Origin of the sequence: Lactiplantibacillus mudanjiangensis, assembly GCF_005405385.1 — a bacterium.
Taxonomy (GTDB): Bacteria; Bacillota; Bacilli; order Lactobacillales; family Lactobacillaceae; genus Lactiplantibacillus; species Lactiplantibacillus mudanjiangensis.
Genome location: NZ_BJDY01000004.1, coordinates 383,622 through 404,586 on the forward strand (window position 1 = coordinate 383,622; position 20,965 = coordinate 404,586).

34 protein-coding genes are annotated in these 20,965 nt (G+C 42.6%); 30 read left to right on the plus strand and 4 right to left on the minus strand.

The genetic code is table 11. The features are described from left to right. The first annotated feature begins 2 nt into the window (after positions 1–2). The 28 genes from rplC (at position 3) to rplQ (ending at position 13,621) form a co-directional block, all read left to right on the plus strand. A complete protein-coding gene (gene rplC / locus FFM84_RS10015) occupies positions 3–632 on the plus strand; it encodes a 50S ribosomal protein L3 (protein ID WP_130845118.1) in 630 nt (209 codons plus the stop codon). 18 nt (positions 633–650) lie between these two features. Then, positions 651–1,274 (plus strand): 50S ribosomal protein L4, encoded by a 624-nt coding sequence (gene rplD, locus FFM84_RS10020; protein WP_130845119.1) that lies wholly within the window; start codon positions 651–653, stop codon positions 1,272–1,274. Beyond that, complete coding sequence (gene rplW / locus FFM84_RS10025; protein ID WP_130845120.1) at positions 1,274–1,567, plus strand: 50S ribosomal protein L23; 294 nt, start codon at positions 1,274–1,276, stop codon at positions 1,565–1,567. Before rplD ends, rplW begins: the two co-directional genes overlap by 1 nt. Before the next feature lie 25 nt (positions 1,568–1,592). Beyond that, the gene (rplB, locus tag FFM84_RS10030; RefSeq protein WP_130845121.1) at positions 1,593–2,432 is read left to right on the plus strand and encodes a 50S ribosomal protein L2; all 840 of its coding nucleotides are present in this window, start codon (positions 1,593–1,595) and stop codon (positions 2,430–2,432) included. Between the two features lie 39 nt (positions 2,433–2,471). After that, the gene (gene rpsS / locus FFM84_RS10035) at positions 2,472–2,747 is read left to right on the plus strand and encodes a 30S ribosomal protein S19 (RefSeq protein ID WP_130845122.1); all 276 of its coding nucleotides are present in this window, start codon (positions 2,472–2,474) and stop codon (positions 2,745–2,747) included. A gap of 20 nt (positions 2,748–2,767) precedes the next feature. Continuing rightward, the gene (gene rplV, locus FFM84_RS10040; RefSeq protein ID WP_130845123.1) at positions 2,768–3,115 is read left to right on the plus strand and encodes a 50S ribosomal protein L22; all 348 of its coding nucleotides are present in this window, start codon (positions 2,768–2,770) and stop codon (positions 3,113–3,115) included. A 12-nt stretch (positions 3,116–3,127) separates the two neighbouring features. Beyond that, positions 3,128–3,784, plus strand: coding sequence for a 30S ribosomal protein S3 (gene rpsC, locus FFM84_RS10045; RefSeq protein WP_130845124.1), 657 nt, complete (start codon positions 3,128–3,130; stop codon positions 3,782–3,784). Between the two features lie 2 nt (positions 3,785–3,786). Further along, positions 3,787–4,221: a 50S ribosomal protein L16 gene (rplP, locus tag FFM84_RS10050; protein WP_130845125.1), complete on the plus strand. Its 435-nt coding sequence runs from the start codon at positions 3,787–3,789 to the stop codon at positions 4,219–4,221. After that, positions 4,211–4,405 carry a 50S ribosomal protein L29 gene (gene rpmC / locus FFM84_RS10055; protein WP_003638068.1) on the plus strand — a complete coding sequence of 65 codons (195 nt, stop codon included), beginning with the start codon at positions 4,211–4,213 and terminating at the stop codon, positions 4,403–4,405. Before rplP ends, rpmC begins: the two co-directional genes overlap by 11 nt. Positions 4,406–4,427: 22 nt before the next feature. Then, complete coding sequence (gene rpsQ, locus FFM84_RS10060; protein WP_003638069.1) at positions 4,428–4,697, plus strand: 30S ribosomal protein S17; 270 nt, start codon at positions 4,428–4,430, stop codon at positions 4,695–4,697. A 42-nt stretch (positions 4,698–4,739) separates the two neighbouring features. Further along, positions 4,740–5,108 carry a 50S ribosomal protein L14 gene (gene rplN, locus FFM84_RS10065; RefSeq protein ID WP_003638070.1) on the plus strand — a complete coding sequence of 123 codons (369 nt, stop codon included), beginning with the start codon at positions 4,740–4,742 and terminating at the stop codon, positions 5,106–5,108. Positions 5,109–5,141: 33 nt separating this feature from the next. Next, the gene (gene rplX / locus FFM84_RS10070) at positions 5,142–5,453 is read left to right on the plus strand and encodes a 50S ribosomal protein L24 (RefSeq protein ID WP_130845126.1); all 312 of its coding nucleotides are present in this window, start codon (positions 5,142–5,144) and stop codon (positions 5,451–5,453) included. Positions 5,454–5,484: 31 nt separating this feature from the next. Next, the gene (gene rplE / locus FFM84_RS10075; RefSeq protein WP_130845127.1) at positions 5,485–6,027 is read left to right on the plus strand and encodes a 50S ribosomal protein L5; all 543 of its coding nucleotides are present in this window, start codon (positions 5,485–5,487) and stop codon (positions 6,025–6,027) included. Positions 6,028–6,048: 21 nt separating this feature from the next. Beyond that, positions 6,049–6,234, plus strand: coding sequence for a type Z 30S ribosomal protein S14 (locus FFM84_RS10080; protein ID WP_130845128.1), 186 nt, complete (start codon positions 6,049–6,051; stop codon positions 6,232–6,234). Between the two features lie 33 nt (positions 6,235–6,267). Further along, on the plus strand, positions 6,268–6,663 hold the full coding sequence (rpsH, locus tag FFM84_RS10085) for a 30S ribosomal protein S8 (RefSeq protein WP_130845129.1): 396 nt from the start codon (positions 6,268–6,270) through the stop codon (positions 6,661–6,663). 29 nt (positions 6,664–6,692) lie between these two features. Beyond that, positions 6,693–7,229 carry a 50S ribosomal protein L6 gene (rplF, locus tag FFM84_RS10090; RefSeq protein ID WP_130845130.1) on the plus strand — a complete coding sequence of 179 codons (537 nt, stop codon included), beginning with the start codon at positions 6,693–6,695 and terminating at the stop codon, positions 7,227–7,229. Positions 7,230–7,263: 34 nt separating this feature from the next. After that, positions 7,264–7,629 carry a 50S ribosomal protein L18 gene (gene rplR / locus FFM84_RS10095; RefSeq protein ID WP_306418152.1) on the plus strand — a complete coding sequence of 122 codons (366 nt, stop codon included), beginning with the start codon at positions 7,264–7,266 and terminating at the stop codon, positions 7,627–7,629. Positions 7,630–7,649: 20 nt separating this feature from the next. Further along, positions 7,650–8,150 carry a 30S ribosomal protein S5 gene (gene rpsE, locus FFM84_RS10100; protein WP_130845132.1) on the plus strand — a complete coding sequence of 167 codons (501 nt, stop codon included), beginning with the start codon at positions 7,650–7,652 and terminating at the stop codon, positions 8,148–8,150. A gap of 13 nt (positions 8,151–8,163) precedes the next feature. Beyond that, positions 8,164–8,346, plus strand: coding sequence for a 50S ribosomal protein L30 (gene rpmD / locus FFM84_RS10105; protein ID WP_130845133.1), 183 nt, complete (start codon positions 8,164–8,166; stop codon positions 8,344–8,346). A 31-nt stretch (positions 8,347–8,377) separates the two neighbouring features. Then, entirely contained in the window at positions 8,378–8,809 is a 432-nt protein-coding gene (rplO, locus tag FFM84_RS10110; protein WP_130845134.1) for a 50S ribosomal protein L15, read from the plus strand. Position 8,810: 1 nt separating this feature from the next. Then, positions 8,811–10,106 (plus strand): preprotein translocase subunit SecY, encoded by a 1,296-nt coding sequence (secY, locus tag FFM84_RS10115; RefSeq protein ID WP_130845135.1) that lies wholly within the window; start codon positions 8,811–8,813, stop codon positions 10,104–10,106. Between the two features lie 66 nt (positions 10,107–10,172). Beyond that, positions 10,173–10,823, plus strand: coding sequence for an adenylate kinase (locus FFM84_RS10120; RefSeq protein WP_306418158.1), 651 nt, complete (start codon positions 10,173–10,175; stop codon positions 10,821–10,823). 180 nt (positions 10,824–11,003) lie between these two features. Beyond that, the gene (gene infA, locus FFM84_RS10125) at positions 11,004–11,222 is read left to right on the plus strand and encodes a translation initiation factor IF-1 (protein WP_130845137.1); all 219 of its coding nucleotides are present in this window, start codon (positions 11,004–11,006) and stop codon (positions 11,220–11,222) included. A 35-nt stretch (positions 11,223–11,257) separates the two neighbouring features. Further along, a complete protein-coding gene (rpmJ, locus tag FFM84_RS10130; RefSeq protein ID WP_003638083.1) occupies positions 11,258–11,377 on the plus strand; it encodes a 50S ribosomal protein L36 in 120 nt (39 codons plus the stop codon). Positions 11,378–11,405: 28 nt separating this feature from the next. Next, positions 11,406–11,771 (plus strand): 30S ribosomal protein S13, encoded by a 366-nt coding sequence (gene rpsM / locus FFM84_RS10135; protein ID WP_130845138.1) that lies wholly within the window; start codon positions 11,406–11,408, stop codon positions 11,769–11,771. 24 nt (positions 11,772–11,795) lie between these two features. Further along, positions 11,796–12,185, plus strand: coding sequence for a 30S ribosomal protein S11 (gene rpsK, locus FFM84_RS10140; RefSeq protein ID WP_003641266.1), 390 nt, complete (start codon positions 11,796–11,798; stop codon positions 12,183–12,185). Positions 12,186–12,271: 86 nt separating this feature from the next. Further along, positions 12,272–13,216: a DNA-directed RNA polymerase subunit alpha gene (locus FFM84_RS10145; RefSeq protein WP_130845139.1), complete on the plus strand. Its 945-nt coding sequence runs from the start codon at positions 12,272–12,274 to the stop codon at positions 13,214–13,216. A gap of 21 nt (positions 13,217–13,237) precedes the next feature. Further along, positions 13,238–13,621, plus strand: a complete 384-nt coding sequence (rplQ, locus tag FFM84_RS10150) for a 50S ribosomal protein L17 (protein WP_130845140.1) — start codon at positions 13,238–13,240, stop codon at positions 13,619–13,621. A gap of 776 nt (positions 13,622–14,397) precedes the next feature. On the opposite strand, the gene FFM84_RS10155 is transcribed toward rplQ, so the two are convergent. From FFM84_RS10155 to FFM84_RS10170, 4 genes are all read right to left on the minus strand, one after another. Next, positions 14,398–15,387, minus strand: a complete 990-nt coding sequence (locus tag FFM84_RS10155) for a polyprenyl synthetase family protein (RefSeq protein WP_130845141.1) — start codon at positions 15,385–15,387, stop codon at positions 14,398–14,400. A gap of 5 nt (positions 15,388–15,392) precedes the next feature. Further along, a complete protein-coding gene (locus FFM84_RS10160) occupies positions 15,393–15,962 on the minus strand; it encodes a Gx transporter family protein (protein WP_130845142.1) in 570 nt (189 codons plus the stop codon). Positions 15,963–15,967: 5 nt separating this feature from the next. Beyond that, entirely contained in the window at positions 15,968–16,459 is a 492-nt protein-coding gene (locus FFM84_RS10165) for a NusG domain II-containing protein (RefSeq protein WP_130845143.1), read from the minus strand. 92 nt (positions 16,460–16,551) lie between these two features. Beyond that, positions 16,552–18,462: an NAD(P)/FAD-dependent oxidoreductase gene (locus FFM84_RS10170; RefSeq protein ID WP_130845144.1), complete on the minus strand. Its 1,911-nt coding sequence runs from the start codon at positions 18,460–18,462 to the stop codon at positions 16,552–16,554. Positions 18,463–18,746: 284 nt separating this feature from the next. Here FFM84_RS10170 and pplA point away from each other — a divergent pair, with 284 nt between their 5' ends. Then, on the plus strand, positions 18,747–19,670 hold the full coding sequence (pplA, locus tag FFM84_RS10175; RefSeq protein WP_130845145.1) for an extracellular electron transfer flavoprotein PplA: 924 nt from the start codon (positions 18,747–18,749) through the stop codon (positions 19,668–19,670). A gap of 153 nt (positions 19,671–19,823) precedes the next feature. Continuing rightward, positions 19,824–20,936 carry an FAD:protein FMN transferase gene (locus FFM84_RS10180; RefSeq protein WP_130845146.1) on the plus strand — a complete coding sequence of 371 codons (1,113 nt, stop codon included), beginning with the start codon at positions 19,824–19,826 and terminating at the stop codon, positions 20,934–20,936. Positions 20,937–20,965: the final 29 nt, after the last annotated feature.

The following is a 20,965-nucleotide window of genomic DNA, read 5'->3' on the forward strand; positions in this document are numbered from 1 at the left end:
TCATGACCACTAAAGGAATCTTAGGGAAAAAGGTAGGAATGACTCAAGTCTTCACTGAAGCTGGCGAATTAATCCCAGTTACAGTTATCGAAACTCAACCCAACGTTGTGTTGCAAGTTAAAACCATCGAAAACGACGGTTACGAAGCAATTCAATTAGGTGTTGACGATAAGCGTGAAGTCTTGACTAACAAACCTGCTCAAGGTCATGCAGCAAAAGCAAAAACGACTCCTAAGCGCTTCATTCGTGAAATTCGTAATGTTGAGCTTGGAGATTACACAGTAGGTGACGAAGTCAAGGCTGATATCTTCGCAGCAGGCGAAGCAGTCGACGTTACGGGTATCACTAAAGGTCATGGTTACCAAGGTAACATCCACAAAGACGGTCAAAGTCGTGGACCAATGGCCCATGGGTCTCGTTACCATCGTCGTCCTGGTTCAATGGGTGCCATTATCAACCGTGTCTTCAAAGGTAAGAAATTACCAGGCCGGATGGGTAATCACCAACGGACGATGCAAAACTTACAAGTTGTTCGTGCCGACGTTGAAAACAATGTCTTATTAATTAAAGGGAATGTCCCTGGCGCAAACAAATCGTTTGTTACCATCAAAACATCTGTAAAGAGTAAATAAGAAAGGAGGACATAATACATGACTAGCGTAGCATTATTCAAACAAGACGGTACGCAAAATGGTGACGTTACTTTAAACGATGCTGTTTTTGCAGTTGAACCTAACGAAAATGTTGTCTTTGACGCAATCTTGATGCAACGAGCATCATTACGTCAAGGCACACATGCAGTTAAGAACCGTAGTGCTCGTCGCGGTGGTGGTCGTAAACCATGGCGTCAAAAGGGTACTGGGCGTGCTCGTCAAGGTTCTATCCGTTCACCACAATGGCGTAAAGGTGGGATTGTCTTCGGACCAACTCCACGTTCTTACAGCTATCATTTACCAAAGAAAGTTATGCGTTTAGCTTTGAAGTCCGTCCTTTCACAAAAAGTATTGGACAATAGTTTAGTTGCTGTTGAAACTTTAGCTTTCGACGCACCAAAAACTAAGGAATTCGCTAACGTATTAAACAACCTCAATGTCGATACTAAGGCACTTGTCTTAGTTGAAGACGACAACGAAAAGGCTGCTTTGGCAGGTCGGAACTTACCAAATGTTAAGATCCTCAAAGCCAATGGTGTTAACGTCTTAGACGTCGCTAATAGTGACAAATTAGTCGTTACCCAAAAAGCCCTCGAACAAATAGGGGAGGCGCTCGCATAATGGAAGCACGCGATGTAATCTTACGCCCTGTAATTACTGAAGCATCAATGGCTGACTTGGATGACAAGCGCTATACTTTTGATGTCAATGTACAGGCTACCAAGACACAAGTTAAAAAAGCAATCGAAGAAATCTTCGATGTTAAGGTCGTTAAAGTTAACATTATGAACGTTAAAGGGAAGTTAAAGCGCCAAGGTCGTTACGCTGGCTACACTAAGAAGCGTCGTAAGGCCATTGTTACCTTAACTCCTGATTCAAACGAAATTAAGTTGTTCAACGACGATCAACAATAAAATCTTATTATAGGAGGTAACTCTAGTGGGTATTAAGAAGTATAAACCAACCACTAACGGCCGTCGTAATATGACTGCTTCTGATTTCTCTGAAATCACGAAGACGAAACCAGAAAAGTCATTATTAGACTCACAAAGTCACACTGCCGGTCGTAACAGTTATGGTCACATTACTGTTCGTCATCGTGGTGGCGGTCATAAACAACAATATCGTATCGTTGACTTCAAACGTATCAAGGATGAAGTTCCAGCTACGGTTAAAGCAATCGAATATGATCCAAATCGGACAGCTAACATCGCTTTATTAGTTTACGCTGACGGTGTGAAATCATATATCTTAGCACCAAAAGGTTTGGAAGTTGGTATGCAAGTTCAATCAGGTGTCGAAGCCGATATCAAGGTTGGTAATGCATTGCCATTAACTAACATTCCAGTTGGTACTGTGATTCACAATATTGAATTGAAGCCAGGTAAGGGTGGTCAATTAGCACGTTCTGCTGGGACCTCAGCTCAATTACTTGGTAAAGAAGGCAAGTACGCTATCGTACGTTTGTCATCTGGTGAAGTTCGTTTAGTTCTTTTAACTAGCCGTGCCACTGTTGGTACTGTTGGTAATGAACAACATGAATTAATCAATTCAGGTAAAGCCGGTCGTTCACGTTGGCAAGGCAAACGCCCAACTGTTCGTGGTTCTGTAATGAACCCTAACGATCACCCTCATGGTGGTGGTGAAGGTAAGGCTCCAATCGGTCACCCATCACCAATGTCACCATGGGGTAAGAAAACCCTTGGGAAGAAGACTCGGAACAAGAAGGCTCGTTCAAACAAGCTTATCGTTCGTGGTCGTCGTCCAGGCAAGCATTAATAGTTGTTATTACTGTAGTTATCGAGAGGAGGTCACACGATGGGTCGTAGTTTAAAGAAGGGACCTTTCGCAGATGCGCATTTATTGAAAAAAATCGATGCACAATCTGATTCCGACAAGAAATCTGTCATCAAGACGTGGTCACGTCGTTCAACAATTTTCCCAAGTTTTATTGGGTATACAATCGCTGTTTATGATGGGCGCAAACATGTCCCCGTTTATGTCCAAGACGATATGGTAGGTCACAAGTTGGGCGAATTCGTTCCAACTCGTACTTTCCATGGTCATGGTTCAGACGATAAGACAACGAAATAATAGTTAGGAGGATATATAGAATGGCTGAACAAGTAACATCTGCACAAGCAACTGCAAAAACTGTTCGTATCGCCGCTCGTAAGGTCCGCCTAGTTGTCGATCTTATCAGAGGCAAAAGCGTTGCCGAAGCATTAGCAATCTTGAAGTTCACTCCACGGGGTGCTTCTCCAGTAGTTGAAAAAGTACTACTTTCTGCTGTTGCTAACGCTGAAAACAACTTTGACTTAGATCGTGAAGACTTGGTTGTAAGTGAAACCTTCGTCAATGAAGGACCAACCTTAAAACGGTTCCGTCCTCGTGCCAAGGGTTCTGCTTCACCAATCAACAAGCGGACAAGCCACATTACGATTACAGTTACTGAAAAATAGGAGGGATAACGCGTGGGTCAAAAAGTAAATCCAACCGGATTACGTGTAGGGATCATTCGTGACTGGGAAGCAAAATGGTACGCTGAAAAAGATTTTGCTGCTTATTTAAACGAAGATTTACGTATCCGTAAATTTATCGAAAAACGACTTGCCGACGCTTCCGTCTCCACCGTTGAAATCGAACGCGCTGCAAATCGTGTTAACATTTCAATCCATACCGCTAAACCAGGGATGGTTATCGGTAAGGGTGGTTCCGAAGTAGAAGCACTTCGTAAAGAATTAAACGAATTAACTGGTAAGCGAGTACACATCAACATCATCGAAATCAAGAAACCTGATTTAGATGCTAAATTAGTTGGTGAAAGTATCGCACGTCAATTGGAAGGCCGTGTTGCTTTCCGTCGTGCTATGCGTGGTGCTATGCAACGTACTATGCGTTCTGGCGCCAAAGGTATCAAAACACAAGTTGCCGGCCGTTTAAACGGTGCCGACATGTCACGTGTTGAAGCTTATTCAGATGGTACGGTTCCATTGCATACCTTACGTGCGGACATTGATTACGCATGGGTTGAAGCCACAACTACTTATGGCCAACTTGGGGTTAAGACATGGATCTACCGTGGCGAAATCTTGCCAGAAAAGAAATCTGCAGCTAAAGGAGGAAAATAAACATGCTGGTACCTAAACGGGTAAAGTATCGTCGTGTTCATCGTGGTAAAATGCGCGGTGAAGCTAAAGGCGGTAAGACAGTTGCTTTTGGTGAATTCGGTTTACAAACACTCGAATCACACTGGATTAGTAACCGACAGATTGAAGCTGCTCGTGTTGCTATGAACCGTTACATGAAGCGTGGCGGTAAAGTATGGATTAAGATTTTCCCTCACAAGTCCTACACTGAAAAAGGTGTTGGTGTGCGGATGGGTAATGGGAAAGGTACTCCTGCAGGTTGGGTTGCCCCAGTAAAACGTAACAAGGTTATGTTTGAAGTCGGTGGCGTTCCTGAAGAAGTTGCTCGCGAAGCATTGCGCTTAGCTGGCACGAAATTACCAGTAAAAACTAAGATTGTTAAGCGTGAGGAAGTAGGTGGCGAATCAGATGAAGGCTAAAGAAATTAAAGCATTGTCCACTACTGAAATGCTTGAAAAAGAAAAGTCTTACAAAGACGAACTTTTCAACTTGCGTTTTCAATTGGCCACTGGTCAGCTTGAAAACACCGCTCGTTTAAAACAAGTTCGTAAGAATATCGCGCGTATTAAAACTGCGTTGCGTGAACAAGAATTAAACAAGTAGAGTATAAAGGAGGCAATCACGAATGAGTGAAGATACTCGTAACAGCCGTAAGGTGATCCAAGGACGCGTTGTTTCAGATAAGATGGACAAAACCATCGTTGTTATCGTCGAAACTTACAAGAACCATCCAGTTTACGGCAAACGTGTTCGTTATTCAAAGAAGTTCAAGGCTCATGATGAAAAGAATGAAGCTAAGACTGGCGATATCGTTAAGATCATGGAAACTCGTCCTCTTTCAGCTACCAAGCGTTTCCGCTTAATTGAAGTTGTTCAAAAAGCTGTTATTATCTAGTTTATTAGCTGAATAAAATTACATGAAGGGAGGACACTTACTGTGATCCAACAAGAAAGTCGTTTAAAAGTTGCTGACAACTCCGGTGCCCGTGAAATCCTTACTATTAAGGTATTAGGTGGTTCTGGTCGTAAAACTGCTAACATTGGCGATATCATCGTTGCTACGGTTAAACAAGCAACGCCCGGTGGTGTTGTCAAAGCTCATGATGTTGTGAAGGCTGTTATCGTTCGGACTAAGTCTGGCGTTCATCGTGCCGATGGTTCATACATCAAATTTGACGAAAATGCTGCAGTTATTATCCGTGATGACAAGACACCTCAAGGTACTCGTATCTTTGGACCTGTCGCTCGTGAATTACGTGATAAAGACTTCATGCGTATCGTTTCATTAGCTCCAGAAGTTCTGTAATCACACACCGTAAATAAGGAGGTGCGCAACCTAATGTTGATTAAAACTGGTGATAAAGTTCGTGTAATCAGCGGTAAGGATCGTGGTCAAGAAGGTACTGTTAAAAAGGTAATCTCTGCCAAGAACCGTGTCGTTGTTGAAGGTGTTAACAAGATCAAAAAACACCAAAAACCTACGAACGTTAACCCACAAGGTGGTATCGTGGACGTCGAAGCACCATTAGATGCTTCAAACGTTATGTTCCTTGACCCATCAACTAACGAACCTACTCGTTTAGGTGTTCGTCGTGAAGATGGCAAGCGTGTTCGCTACGCCAAGAAGTCTGGCAAAGACTTAGAAAACTAATATCTCTGACTGAAAGGAGGAAGCAAGTTTCATGGAAAACCGTTTAAAAGCTCAATATGAAAAAGAAATCGTTCCAGCTTTAGTGGACAAGTTTGACTACACTTCAGTTATGCAAGTACCTAAGTTGGCAAAAATCGTTTTGAACATGGGTGTTGGTGATGCAGTTACTAACGCTAAAAACTTAGACGAAGCTGTTGAAGAATTGACTTTGATCGCCGGCCAAAAACCTTTGGTTACGCGCGCAAAGAAATCTATCGCCGGTTTCCGTCTTCGTGAAGGTATGGCAATTGGTGCCAAGGTTGACTTACGTGGTGAACGTATGTATGACTTCTTGGACAAATTGATCAACGTTTCATTACCACGTGTTCGTGACTTCCATGGTGTAAGTACTCGTTCATTTGATGGTCGCGGTAACTACACATTGGGTGTCCGTGAACAATTGATCTTCCCAGAAATCAACTATGATAATGTTAACCGTGTACGCGGTTTGGACATTGTAATTGTAACAACTGCTGAAAGTGATGAAGAATCACGCGAGTTGTTAACTCAATTTGGCATGCCATTTGCTAAATAATCCGAAGGGGGTTAATCGAAGTTGGCTAAAAAATCACTAATTGCTAAACAAAAACGTGGTGCGAAGTTTGCTGTTCAAAACTATACTCGTTGCGAACGTTGTGGTCGTCCACATTCAGTTTACCGTAAATTCCACTTGTGCCGTCTCTGCTTACGCGACCTGGCCCACAAAGGTCAAATCCCTGGCATGAAAAAGGCCAGCTGGTAAAAACGAACCCAAGTTAAAGGAGGTTAAACTTTCATGATGACTGATCCAATCGCAGATTTCTTGACTCGTATCCGTAACGCTAACATGGTACGTCACGACTCATTAGAAGTTCCTGCATCAAAAATCAAACGCAACATTGCCGAAATTTTAAAGAATGAAGGTTTTGTTCGCGACGTTGAATACATTGATGATGACAAACAAGGCATCATCCGCGTCTTCTTGAAGTATGGTAAGAACAATGAACGCGTAATCAGTGGTTTGAAACGTATTTCAAAACCTGGTTTACGTTCATACGTTAAATCTGATGCTGTTCCTAAGGTATTAAACGGCTTAGGTATTGCTATCATCTCAACTTCAGAAGGTGTCATTACTGATAAAGAAGCTCGCGCTAAGAAGCTTGGCGGCGAAGTTTTAGCTTACGTTTGGTAATAAATAATTAAGACGGGAGGTGCAAGTAAGTGAGTCGTATTGGTTATAAAGTAATTGAACTACCTACTGGGGTAGAAGTATCACAAGCTGGTGAAGACGTTACGGTTAAGGGTCCTAAAGGTACTTTAACGCGTAAGATTGCTAGTGATATCACGATGTCAGTTGAAGGCAACGAAGTTAAATTCACGCGCCCAACTGACGACTACAAGATGAAGGCATTACACGGTACTACCCGTGCTAATGTCAACAACATGGTTGAAGGGGTTACTAAAGGCTTTACTAAGAACCTTCAATTGGTCGGTGTTGGTTACCGTGCCCAATTGCAAGGTAAGAAATTAGTATTAAGCGTTGGTTACTCACATCCTGTTGAATTCGAAACGCCTGAAAACTTAACTGTTGAAGTTCCTGACAACACTCATATCAATATCTCTGGTATTGGTAAGCAAGCTGTTGGTGACTTTGCTGCTAACGTTCGTGCCGTTCGTTCACCTGAACCTTACAAGGGTAAAGGGATTCGTTACGTCGATGAATATGTTCGTCGTAAAGAAGGTAAAACTGGTAAATAATGCAGCTTAGTGCTGTCCATACTATATATTAGAGGTGACTATTGTGATTTCAAAACCAGATAAAAATAAGACACGTCAACGTCGTCACGCACGTGTCCGCGGTAAGATTTCTGGTACTGCTGAGCGCCCACGCTTAAATGTTTATCGTTCAAACAAAAACATCTACGCTCAAGTTATTGATGATGTAGAGGGTGTAACGCTCGCAAGTGCCTCAACATTAGATAGCGAAGTAACTGGCAACACCAAGAGTGAAAAAGCTGCTTCAGTTGGCGAACTTATTGCAAAGCGTGCTACTGAAAAGAAGATCGTTGACGTTGTCTTCGATCGTGGCGGTTACTTGTATCATGGTCGGGTTCAAGCTTTGGCTGAAGCCGCTCGTGAAAACGGACTTAAATTCTAACAAAGGAGGAATAATACCACATGACTTTCATTGATCCATCAAAATTAGATCTTGACGATAACGTTGTTGCCATTAATCGGATTACTAAAGTTGTCAAAGGTGGTCGTCGTCTTCGTTTTGCCGCATTGGTAATCGTTGGGGACCACAAAGGACACGTTGGTTTCGGTACTGGTAAGGCTCAAGAAGTTCCAGAAGCAATTCGGAAAGCATCTGAAGCTGCTAAAAAGAACTTGATCACTGTACCAATGGTCGGTACAACCATTCCTCATGAAACTCTCGGTGTCTTCGGCGGTGGCCGCATTTTGCTTAAGCCAGCCGTTGAAGGTTCTGGTGTTGCCGCTGGTGGCGCCGTTCGTGCCGTCATGGAATTAGCTGGTATTGATGATGTTACCAGTAAGCGTCTTGGCTCAAACACGCCAGTTAACGTTGTTCGCGCAACGTTTGAAGGCTTGAAGAGCTTAAAGAAAGCTGAACAAATTGCTGCTTTACGTGGCGTTTCAGTTGAACATTTAGCTGACTAGGAGGACAAACAACATGGCTCAATTAAAGATCACTTTAGTGCGCAGTGCGGCTCATCGTCTTCCTAAGCAACGTAAAATCGTTAAGGAATTAGGTTTAGGCCGAGTTAACAGCTCAGTTGTTAAACCTGATGACGCTGCAACTCGCGGTCAAATCTTCCACATCGCTCATTTGATCGATGTAGAAATCATTAAGTAATTAAAATATTTAAAGAGGAGGTGCCTACTAGATGAAGTTACATGAATTAACACCAAGTGAAGGTTCACGTTTTTCACGCCGTCGGATCGGTCGTGGTGACTCAAGTGGCCAAGGTAAAACTTCTGGTCGTGGTCAAAAAGGCCAAAAGGCGCGTAGTAAGGTTCGTGTAGGATTCGAAGGTGGCCAAATGCCATTGTATCGTCGGATTCCTAAACGTGGATTTACCAACATCAACCGTAAAGAATATGCGGTTGTTAACCTTGATGGCTTAAACCGCTTTGATGATGGTGCTGAAGTAACACCAGAATCATTGAAGGCTGCCGGCTTGGTTAAGAAAAGCGCTGCTGTTAAGATTCTTGGCAACGGCGAACTCACTAAAAAGTTAACGGTCAAGGCAAGCAAGTTCTCCGAATCTGCTGTTAAGGCAATCGAAGCTGCTGGCGGTAAAACTGAGGTGATCTAACTTGCTGACTACCATGAAGGACGCTCTGAAAGTTAAGGATATTCGGAATAAAATTCTGTTCACGTTGGGCGTTTTGATTGTATTTCGTCTTGGCTCTTATATCACAGTTCCAGGAGTTAATGCAAAGGCGCTTCAATCCGTTGCATCATCTGGACTTATAAGTATGTTGAATACATTCAGTGGTGGCGGGTTAACAAATTATTCCATCCTTGCTATGGGGGTATCCCCTTACATTACTGCACAAATCATTGTTCAATTGTTACAAATGGACATTGTTCCAAAATTTGTAGAATGGGGTAAACAAGGTGAAGTTGGGCGACGCAAACTTAACCAAGCAACGCGTTACTTAACTATCGTCTTAGCCTTTGTTCAGTCAATTGGGATTACTGCTGGTTTCAACTCCTTAAGTTCACTTAAATTGGTGAACAATCCAAGTGTGGCGACTTATTTAACTATCGGGATTATTTTAACCGGTGGGGCAATGTTTACGACTTGGTTAGGGGATATGATCACTGATCGTGGGATGGGTAATGGTGTTTCCATCATTATCTTTGCCGGGATCATTGCTCGGACACCAACTTCTCTTTATCAAATTTATCAAGAACAATTTGTCAATGTAGCGAAGAGTCAATGGTGGCAAAGTGCACTGTTTTGTCTTGGATTGTTAGTCTTGGTCATCTTAATTGTCATGTTTGTGACATGGGTTGAACAAGCTAATGACCGGGTACCAATTCAGTATACGCGCCGTGCAGCTGGTGCACCTGACAGTAGTTACCTACCACTTAAGGTGAATGTTGCCGGGGTTATTCCCGTAATCTTCGCGAGTTCTTTCATCGCAACGCCGCAAACGATTTTACTTGGTTTCCAGTCCAGTCATGGTGGTGAAACTTGGTACACAGTTATGAGCAGTATCTTCAATATGCAATCAACGCCCGGGGCGATCTTATATACCGTCCTGATCGTACTTTTTACTTTCTTCTATGCCTTTGTTCAGGTCAATCCTGAGAAGTTATCCAAGAATTTACAAAAGCAAGGTAGCTATATTCCTGGTGTTTGGCCAGGTAAAGATACGCAAGACTGGGTTTCTAAATTGTTAATGCGATTAAGTACAGTTGGTTCCCTTTACCTTGGATTAATTTCCTTGATTCCATTGTTAGCTTCAGATATCTGGGGCTTGGATGAATCAATTGGTTTAGGTGGGACTAGTTTACTAATCGTTGTTGGGGTTGCCCTTGAAACAATTCGTCAAATTAAAGGGTTAATGATGAAGCGTGACTACGTCGGCTTTATTCGTTAATCAAGCGAGTGTGTTGGGGAGACTCAGCACATTTGTGCATTATAGGAGGAAAAAACTATGGGAACAATGAACCTTATTTTAATGGGTTTGCCAGGTGCCGGTAAGGGTACTCAAGCACAGAAAATCCTTGAAGACTTTGATATTCCTCATATCTCAACGGGTGATATCTTCCGGGCAGCAATTAAGAATGAAACCAAAATGGGTATTGAAGCTAAAAAGTATATCGACCAAGGTAACTTGGTTCCAGACGAAGTCACTAATGGCATCGTTAAGGAACGGTTAGCTGAAAGCGATACGGCTAAAGGCTTCTTACTTGATGGTTATCCACGTAATATTGATCAAGCCCATGCGCTTCAACAAATCGGTCAAGATTTGAATAAGCCATTGGATGGTGTCATTAACATTCACGTTGAACCAAGTGTGTTAGTTGAACGGCTTTCGGGCCGGTTCATCTGCCGGACTTGTGGGGCAACGTATCACAAGTTATATAATCAACCTAAAGTTGAAGGAACTTGTGATGTTTGTGGCGGCCATGATTTCTATCAACGGGATGATGACAAGCCAGCGACGGTTAAGAATCGTTTGGATGTCAACGTTAAGTTGAACACACCATTAATTGATTTTTACGATCAAGCTAACTTGTTACACAATGTCGACGGTGACCGCGACATTGATGATGTTTATCAAGATATCAAATCGATTCTTGACAACCTTTAAAGAATTTGTCCCGCTAACAGTGGCGTCAGTTGCTTTTCAAATGGCGTTGTGATAAACTTATTCAGGTTTAGCCATTGAATAATTTAAGATTAAATTAATCGTATTTTAAACAATGACTGGTTCGAAAAGCGGACCAAAGTCGTGGCAGCACGAAACCAGATAATAAGGAGGGACAACTACTTGGCAAAGGAAGACGTCATCGAAATTTCAGGGACCATTAAAGAAACGTTACCCAACGCAATGTTTAAGGTCGAACTTGAAAACGGCGCTGAAATCTTAGCTCACGTTTCTGGTAAGATCCGGATGCATTACATTCGTATTTTACCGGGTGACAAGGTTACAGTCGAAATGTCACCTTATGATTTAACTAAGGGTCGAATTACTTATCGTTTTAAGTAGGACGGCGCTTTGTACCTTATAGGAGGTAAATATTCATGAAAGTAAGACCATCTGTAAAGCCTATGTGCGAACACTGCAAAGTTATTCGTCGTAAAGGCCGCGTGATGATTATCTGCTCTGCTAATCCAAAGCATAAGCAACGCCAAGGTAAATAATTAAAACTCAGTCGGAGGTGAAAAATTAATGGCTCGTATTGAAGGAATTGACTTACCACGTGACAAGCGTATTGTCATCGGTTTGACTTACATTTTCGGTATCGGTAATACTTCTGCAAAGAAGATTCTTGCTGAAGCCGGTGTCTCAGAAGACGTACGTGTACGCGACTTAACTCCTGAACAAGAAGATAAGATCCGTGCAGTCGTTGACGGTTACAAAACTGAAGGTGACTTACGTCGTGAAGTTAGCTTGAACATCAAGTTACTTCAAGAAATTGGTTCATACCGTGGGATGCGTCATCGTCGTGGTTTACCAGTTCGTGGTCAACACACGAAGAACAACGCCCGTACTCGTAAGGGTAAAAAAGTCAGCATTGCTGGACGTAAAAAATAATTATAAGGGAGGTTTACGAATTTTATGGCAACTAGAAAGACAACCCGTCGTCGTCGGGTAAAAAAGAACATTGAATCCGGTGTAGCTCACATCCATTCAACGTTCAACAACACACTTGTGATGATCACTGACATGCAAGGTAACGCTATTGCTTGGTCATCAGCTGGTTCATTAGGTTTCAAGGGTAGTCGTAAGTCAACTCCTTTTGCTGCTCAAATGGCTGCAGAAGCTGCTGCTAAGGCATCAATGGAACATGGCATGAAGACTGTTGAAGTCGCTGTTAAAGGTCCTGGTTCAGGTCGTGAAGCTGCAATCCGTGCTTTACAAGCTACTGGTTTGGAAGTTAGTGCAATTCGTGACGTAACGCCAGTTCCTCATAATGGTTCTCGTCCTCCAAAGCGCCGTCGTGTTTAATCTGTGACGTTCATTTTGAGGGCAAACTTCATTTTGTACGCACAACTACTAAACACCACGCGTTTTGAAAGGGGTAAAAGATAAGAATGATTGAATTTGAAAAACCTAACATTCATAAAATTGATGAAAACGACAACTATGGTAAGTTTGTTGTAGAACCACTTGAACGTGGTTATGGTACAACTTTAGGGAATTCACTTCGTCGGATTCTTCTTTCTTCTTTACCTGGCGCTGCTGTTACCAGTATCCAAATTGATGGCGTGCTTCATGAATTTTCAACGATTGAAGGCGTAACAGAAGATGTTACGGCGATTATCTTGAACGTTAAGAAGATCGCGCTTAAATTGGAATCAGACGAATCTAAGACATTAGAAATTGATGTTAAGGGTCCTGCAAACGTTACTGCCGGTGATATCATTGGTGATGCTGACGTTGAAGTCTTGAATCCGGATTTAGCAATTTGTACTGTAGCTGATGGTGCACACTTCCATATGCGTATGACTGCTAATACTGGTCGTGGTTATGTATCCGCTGAGGATAACAAACATCGTGAAGATGATATGCCAATTGGCGTTTTAGCTGTTGATTCATTGTATTCTCCAATCGAACGCGTCAACTACCAAGTTGAAAGTACTCGTGTTGGTCAACGTGATGACTTCGACAAACTAACCTTAGACGTTTGGACAAATGGTTCAATCACTCCAAGTGAAGCCATTAGTTTATCAGCCAAAATCCTGACTGATCACCTTTCAATCTTTGTAAATCTCACTGATGAAGCTAAAAACACTGACGTGATGGTTGAAAAAGAAGAAACGCATAAGGAAAAAATGTTAGAAATGACGATTGAAGAGTTAGATCTCTCTGTTCGTTCATACAATTGTTTGAAACGTGCTGGTATCAACACGGTTCAAGAATTAACTAACAAAACTGAAGCTGATATGATGAAGGTTCGTAACCTTGGACGCAAGTCACTCGAAGAAGTTAAAGCAAAATTAGCTGATCTCGGGTTATCATTACGCAAAGAAGACTAATACAAGGGAGGATATCCGTTCATGAGTTACCGTAAATTACAACGTACAAGTTCACAACGTCGTGCCTTACTTCGTGATTTGACTAGTTCATTGATCGTTAACGGCCGGATCGAAACGACTGAAGCCCGCGCTAAGGAAGTTCGTTCAACCGCTGATAAGATGATCTCATTGGCTAAGAAGGGCGATTTACACGCTCGTCGTCAAGCCGCTGCATTTATGCGCGACATTGTTGCCGATGTCAAAGAAGATGGCGACAACGTAACTGTACAAACTGCTTTGCAAAAGTTGTTTAGTGACTTAGCTCCTAAATATGCTGACCGCAATGGTGGTTATACACGAATTTACAAGACTATGCCTCGCCGTGGTGACGGTGCACAAATGGTTGTCTTGGAACTCGTTGACTAATTAAAGTTTTTACGGATCACTAAGATTGCTGGTTGACGGACGTTACGATGGTGGTTACTGCAACAGGTAACTAAGTCTAGTTCGGAAGTTATTTATGGTTAACATAGATGGCGTATCGTAGTCTTTAGTGATTTTTTTTATGACTTGATTTTGGTTAACCAAAAAGGTCTTAGATTACAGCTGATTGGCTGTGATCTAAGACCTTTTTTAGTTGGTTTAACTTAAAGGTTGAAAGCTGAATTTTAGACTTAACCATTGATAGGACAGTCATTTAACGGTCAAAAATAGTGAAACTTGCCGCCTACCGTTCGCCCAATCCGGGCCGGAACGCTGTGGATGGACAATCCAAGCCAAAGTTCGGTCTTGGATTTCGTTTTGAACCGCAAAGGTCGGCGTTTCAAAAGCGCCAGTTTCTAAGCAAAAACCGCTAAGAAACACCCACGGCTGGGTCCAGATTAAACTCACTCTCGGCTAGAATTGTGACCAAATCATTGTTTTAAACAATGATCGTCGCTTAACCGCTGTCTGTCAATGATGGCGCCAGCCGTGAAAACGTCGTTGTCCGGGTGTTTTTGTCGGACTTACGACGCGGACGTCTTGAAAGACTAGTGGTGTTTGCTAGGCTTTCAAGCGAGATTGAAGCCCGCCTTTTGGCTTGAAATCAGTCCCCACAGCTGGCAGAATCACTGACAGCCGGAGGTGACTAATTTAAGGATACTCAAGTCAGTTCTAGTAAGGTCCTACTAACGATGAGTAAGTTTCAACCTTTAGTTGGTTTAATTTTGACGATGTAATAGTTGTTCAGTTAATTGTATCAGCGCTTGCTGGGCCGGTTGTTTTGGTAGATGCTGTAGCCCTTTTAATGCCGTGTCTGTATAGTCACTAGCCAGCTTTTGAGCCTGTTGAACGCCACCAGCTTTAAGGACTAAGGATTGGACTTCAACGCGCTCGGCGGCCGTTATTTGGCCTTGTTTGCGCAACAATGGTAAGAGCTGTTGGCGATAGTCGGTTTGTAAGGCAAAAATCAACGGTGACGTGTAAACCCCTTCAGCGACATCTTCTAAGATCGGCTTACCGAGATTGGTCGCTTCAGCTTGATAGTCTAGGATATCATCTAGAATTTGGAAAGCCATCCCAATCGCCATGCCAATTTTACGCGCTTTATTTGCGAAGCGTTCATTTTGACCGGATTCGTAAGCCCCTAAGAAACAACTTAATGCGAAGAGTTCGGCCGTTTTACCTTGAATCTGTTCTTGATACTGGGCTAACGTCATATCCAAATGATAGTGGCGATCTTTTTGGTGAATTTCGCCGACCAAGATTTTTTCCATGTTACTAGCATTTAATTGAATACTCCGAAAACTACTCGAGTAATGGGCTAAAATCTTGAAGACCACAACGAACAGATAGTCACCGGCATAAACAGCGACGTCTTTGCCAAATTGTTCTTGAATACTGGCTTGATGCCGGCGTAACTTAGCGTCATCTAAAATATCGTCGTGAATAAGTGTTGCAGTATGCAATGTTTCAAGTGACGCGGCCAAGGCGATCATCCGTTGGCGGTCAGTGTCTTTAAATTGTGAAAATAACAAACAGTAAGCCGGTCGCAGCAATTTACCACCACTATGGATCATCGCTAAAATGGCGGCGGTGATCGCTGGATCGGAAAGATTAATATTGTCATCCATTAATTGCATGACTTGAGTGAGCTCAGGCTGCAAGTCTGGATAGGCTTGCCATAATGTATGTAACTTTGTGGCTTGCATGCAAACTACTCCTTTTTTTGACTAGGGTGCTGTTCGTGATTGAATCGCAAATAGTTCAGAATTGTGACGTGAGTGAACAAATAGTTGGCCGCAATGCCCAGCGCGATCCCGGCAGCAATCCCGATAATCGACAGAATCGGTAAATAGAGCATTACTGTCCATGTCTGGGCAATTAAACTGGCCATTAATAGCTGACCAACATTATGCATGACCCCGCCAGTGGCCGAAATACCGATAATACTGACGCGCTTAGGTCCGAGTTGTTTTACCAATAGCATGGCGAACAAACTGAGAAAAGCGCCGCCAAAACTATATAAGAATGTCGATAAGGTCCCGCCAATTAGCGCGGTCAAAATGAGGCGCAACCAGGTTAAGGTGATCACATCGCGCAAAGGGAGGGTGAAGATCGCCACAATCGTAATGAGGTTGGCCAACCCGAGTTTGGCACCGGGAGCGAAGGCAAATGGGAAAGGAATTAAACGTTCTAAAATCCCAATGATGACCCCTTGAGCCACTAATAGTGAAATATAAATATTGCGGTGGATACGGTTAGATAGTGCATATGATTTATTCAAGTGACTTACTCCGTAACCAGTCCATTGCCGCCAGATTTTACGTGACCGGTACTGGACTTAATTTCAATTAAGAGTTTGTGAGGTAAACAGACAATCGTTTGGCCGGGCTTACGGATCCAGCCACGGCGGACACAGACTTGATCTGAACAGTTCGCTTTTGTGATGGCGACTTGTTTAGGCTTAAACGTTATTTGATTATAATGACCGGATTTTTCACGGTACGTATAATGAATCGTTCGTTTCAGGCTAGTGAGATTGACTTTTTTGACGACCGTTCCATCATGAGAAACGACTGCAGTTAAGCTATGGGTCGCTTTCTTTTTCGTCTGTTTCGCGACCTGAGCCTCACGAGCGGCCTGTTGGCGTTGCTGCATTGAAAAGACGATTAGGGGCGTAAACGACAGCACAATTAGTGCCACGACAATGACGTAATCGAATGGTCGAATCATGCCGCCATAGCGTTTTAATGTACGGTGAATGGCTTTTAAACGGTGCATCGTTTGGCCTCCTTTTCTGTTGAATAAAAAATGGTTCAAGGTAAAAGCTACCCTTGAACCATCGGGAAACTATTCAATTAATTATAACGCATCTAGCGGGTTTTGACAGCATCGTAATGGGAGCTGACATTGCCGTACCACCAGTGTCCGAGGTGCTTTTGCATCCACGGTACAACCCAGTAGTCTAACCCAAAGGTCCGACCAGAACCGTTCATCAAGGCTAAGGCGACAAATGGCATCCAAATGTTGACCCAGTAGAACATCCCAGATAAGCAGAAGACCACGACTAAGCCGATGGTAACCGCATTAGCAAACCAAGTGAAGAGACCAAAGAAAATACATAGTGCAATGATCACTTCAACACAAGTCATGAATTTCTGGAAGAAGAGGGCCATTTGCATATTAGGGACAAAGACCTTCGTAATCGATTCAAACCAATGTGGTGACTTTTCAAAGACCATCAATGGGTCCTTACCGTACATGTACGATAAACTGAAAACGCCTTTAGTCGCTTTGGTGGCAGTTGAGGCAGCTTCACTGGCACCACTCGTTGCGGCTGCCTTGGTTGCTTGGCTAGCGCCACTCGTTGCGGCTACTTGAATCCAACTAAATGGTAATCGTAATTTATCCGTAAACCAAGATTCGGAACCTTGAACCTTCGTCCAACAGTCCCATAGCCACATAGCGCCGTAGAAGAACCGTAGTGGCACACTCCATAAGACATTCCCCATCCGAGACGTCCAACCGCGGAACACATTTCGACGGTTCCGTGTCCGGAAGAATTCGTGCATGAAGTACTGGAATAAATAATAGCCTGAGAAAATTTGAACATAGTACATCCAGTTGATCGCATGCTTCAATAAGACCGCGATAAAGCCAGAAACATTCCAGTTATCTAAGACTTGCGCAACCGCATATTTTGACCCAATTGAGTCTACGGAAGCTTGGTAAGCACCATGGAATGGTTTAAGTTCCACGTTACTGTTATCAATATTCTTGATAATCCCTTTAACGGCAGTAGCGGCTGTTTCTTCAGCCCCTTGCACGATTTGAGGGACGGGACGTGGTTGATCAGGTTCTTGATAGCTCGTTGAATCCCCAGCTAAGAAGATGTTATCTTGATCTTTAGCTTGCATGAATTCGTTAGCAACCAAACGGCCACCACGTGGGTTCGTTTCCATGTCAAAGTTCTTAACGACACTGTTGGCACGAACCCCAGCAGTCCAGATTAACGTGTAAGTTGGGATCGGTTCCTTATCTTTCAAAGTAACGTGATCTTCAAAGACTTCGGTAATCATGGAGTTGGTCATAATGTCCACGCCATGTTTGGTCATGTATTTTTCAGCTTTACCGGCTTGCGTCCGATTGAGCATATTGATGATCGTTGGCGCTGCTTCGACTAATTGTAAGGTGATTTCACTTGGATCAAGCTTGTTATCGCGTGCCAAAACATCACGATATTCGATCAATTCACCAACTAATTCGGAACCAGTAAACCCAGAACCACAGACGGTTAAGGTTAACATCGCTTTTCGTTTAGCTGGGTCTAATTCAACGGCCCCACGACGAATAACGGCAGCTAAGTGTGAACGTAAGGCCATTGCTTGTTCGAAGGACCAAAGTTCAAAGCCGTGTTCTTTAACCCCAGGGGTCCCAAAGTCATTGGATTCCCCACCGAGACTAATTAACAATTGATCATATTGATAACGACCGTGTTCCGTAATGACGGCTTGTTGATCTTTATCAATGTTGGTAACGGTGTCCGTCACTAAACGAACATTCTTGCGTCGCGCGAATAACCGTTGTAAATCGTATTGGATATGTTCCGGTTCCACCCGTTCGGTGGCAACTTCATGTAATTCCGTCATATACGTGAAGTATGAGTGCCGGTCAATCAGTGTGATTTCAACGTCAGGATTTTTCTTGAAATGCTTGGCTAATTTCTTAGTGGCATAGACCCCAGCAAAACCCGCGCCGACAACGACAATATTTTTCTTTGTCATTGCGTAACAACTCCCTTGAATAATAGTAAAAAAATAATAATTCCACAGATAATTATATAAGTTATGGAAGCGTTTGTCTATGAATTATTGACTAGAATGCATAATAAATCACATTATATCCACACCGGATTTGTTTGGTTAAGTATCAATGCAGTGAAGCGTCACCATTTGCGTTACTTACGGGCTTGAATACGATTATTTTTGTAAAATGTCATTGACTAAACTGATAATAAACGTTAAGATTAATGTGAATTTTCATACAAAAAGGTTAGGAGTGGGATATTATGAAGTTTAAGTCAGTTATTACAAGTGCATCAGTTGTTGCTATTTCAGCATTAGCATTAGCAGGGTGTGGGAGCAGCTCATCAAGTTCAAGCTCTAGTTCATCAAAGAAGAGTTCTTCTTCAAGCTCATCATCAACTACTAAGGTTGCGAAGTTAACCGCTGGGAGTAAAATGAAAGCGGGTACTTACAAACTTGCCGAAGAAAACTATTCACATGGTTACAAGACGGAATTCAGTATTACCGTTAACAAGAAAGGTAAGATCACGAAGTCCGATTACAACCAAGTGAACAAGAAGGGCAAGTCAAAAGTTGACGATGCTTCTTATAACAAACAAATGAAGAAAGTTGCTGGCACTAACCCTAAGACTTATCAACCTAAGTTGAACAAGGCCTTAGAAGGCGCAGCTGCAACTGGGAATGTTTCAACGATTGACGTCGTTTCTGGGGCAACCGAATCATCAAAGACATTCCAAAACTATGCACAACAATTGATCCAAGCTGCTCAAGCTGGAAACACCGCAACGATCAAGATCAATAACGGTGCTAAGATGAAAGATGGTACTTACAAGTTAGCTGAAAAGAACTACTCACACGGCTACCGCGATACCTTCTCAATTACGGTTAAGAACAACAAGATCACGAAGTCTGAATTTGACCAAGTTAACAAGAAGGGCAAATCAAAGACGGCTGATGCTGCTTACAACAAGCAAATGAAGAAAGTTTCAAAGACTAACCCTAAGACTTATCAACCAGCTTTAAACAAGTCATTGGTTAAATCAAGTGACCCAACTAAGGTTGATGTTGTGACTGGGGCAACGGAATCTTCAAACACCTTCGTTTTGTATGCTGAACAATTACAAAACGCTGCTCAAAAGGGCGATACGAAGACGATCTCTGTTGACAACATGGTCTTTTCTGAATAGCACTTATTTGAGTTAACACATTTTTGGAGACCTGAGACAATCTGTCTCAGGTCTTTTTCATTTTGTCGGTCGGTCAGCTTACCGGGAAAATGGCATACAGCTAGGCTAAATTTTGGTATAATGACGATTGAAATTAATTAAGGGGTCCGGAACATGAAACTGAGAAAATGGGTACAGTTAGGGTTAGTGGTCGTATTATTAGCACCGTTAGCGGCCTGTGGGAGTCAAAGTAGTAAAAAGGCGGCTAGTAGTAGTCGGCCTAAGCCAACGAAGGTTGTTCAAACACCAACAGAAGATACACAGTTTATGATGGGAACCGTTGTGACGTTACGTGTTTACAATAAAAGTAAAGATGCGGTAGTAGCGGGTGCCTTTAAACTGTTAAAACATGAAGCTAAACTAGTGACGGTTAATCAAAAAGGGTCAGAAATCGATAAAGTTAATGCGGCGGCTGGCAAACATCCAGTTGTGGTGAGCAAGTCAATCTACCCAATGCTCAAAGCCGCGTACTACTATAGTCAAAACTCTGATGAATCATTTGATATGGCGATTGGGTCGATTACGCAACTTTGGCGGATCGGTTTTTCTGATGCGCGGGTGCCTAGCAAATCAGAGATTGCCACTAATGTAAAATTGGTTGATTATACAAAAGTTAAACTTAATGATAAAAAACACTCTGTTTATCTTGAAAAGAAAGGCATGAAACTTGATTTAGGTGGGATTGCCAAAGGATATATGACTGATCAAGTGCGAACTTACTTCTTAAATCATGGGGTTTCGACGGCGATTATTGATCTTGGTGGTAATATCTTTGTGATGGGGAATAGCCCTAAAGGTACGAAGTCTGGTAATTGGACGGTTGGGATTCAAGATCCAAAACGGTCACGAGGAACGGCAATTGGCTCACTTCCAGCTAAAAATAAATCAATTGTGACTTCCGGTATTTATGAACGATATTTGAAGAAGAACGGCAAGATTTACAGTCATTTGATGGATCCCAAAACTGGGGCACCTTATCAAAACAACTTAATGGGTGTGTCAATTATTTCGAAGACGTCTACTGATGGTGATGGATTGTCCACCGCAACCTTTGATAAGGGGTTGAAGGCTGGGATGAAGTATATTAATGGTAAAGCTAACAAAGGTATTGGCGCAATCTTTGTCACCAAAGATAAAAAAGTTTACGTTTCAAACAACTTAAAAAAGCAATTTACATTATTTGGAGATACCGGTTATAAGTACGGTTCTGTCAGTGATTTGAAGTAGGCGGATATGGTATGATGTAACCCATAGTG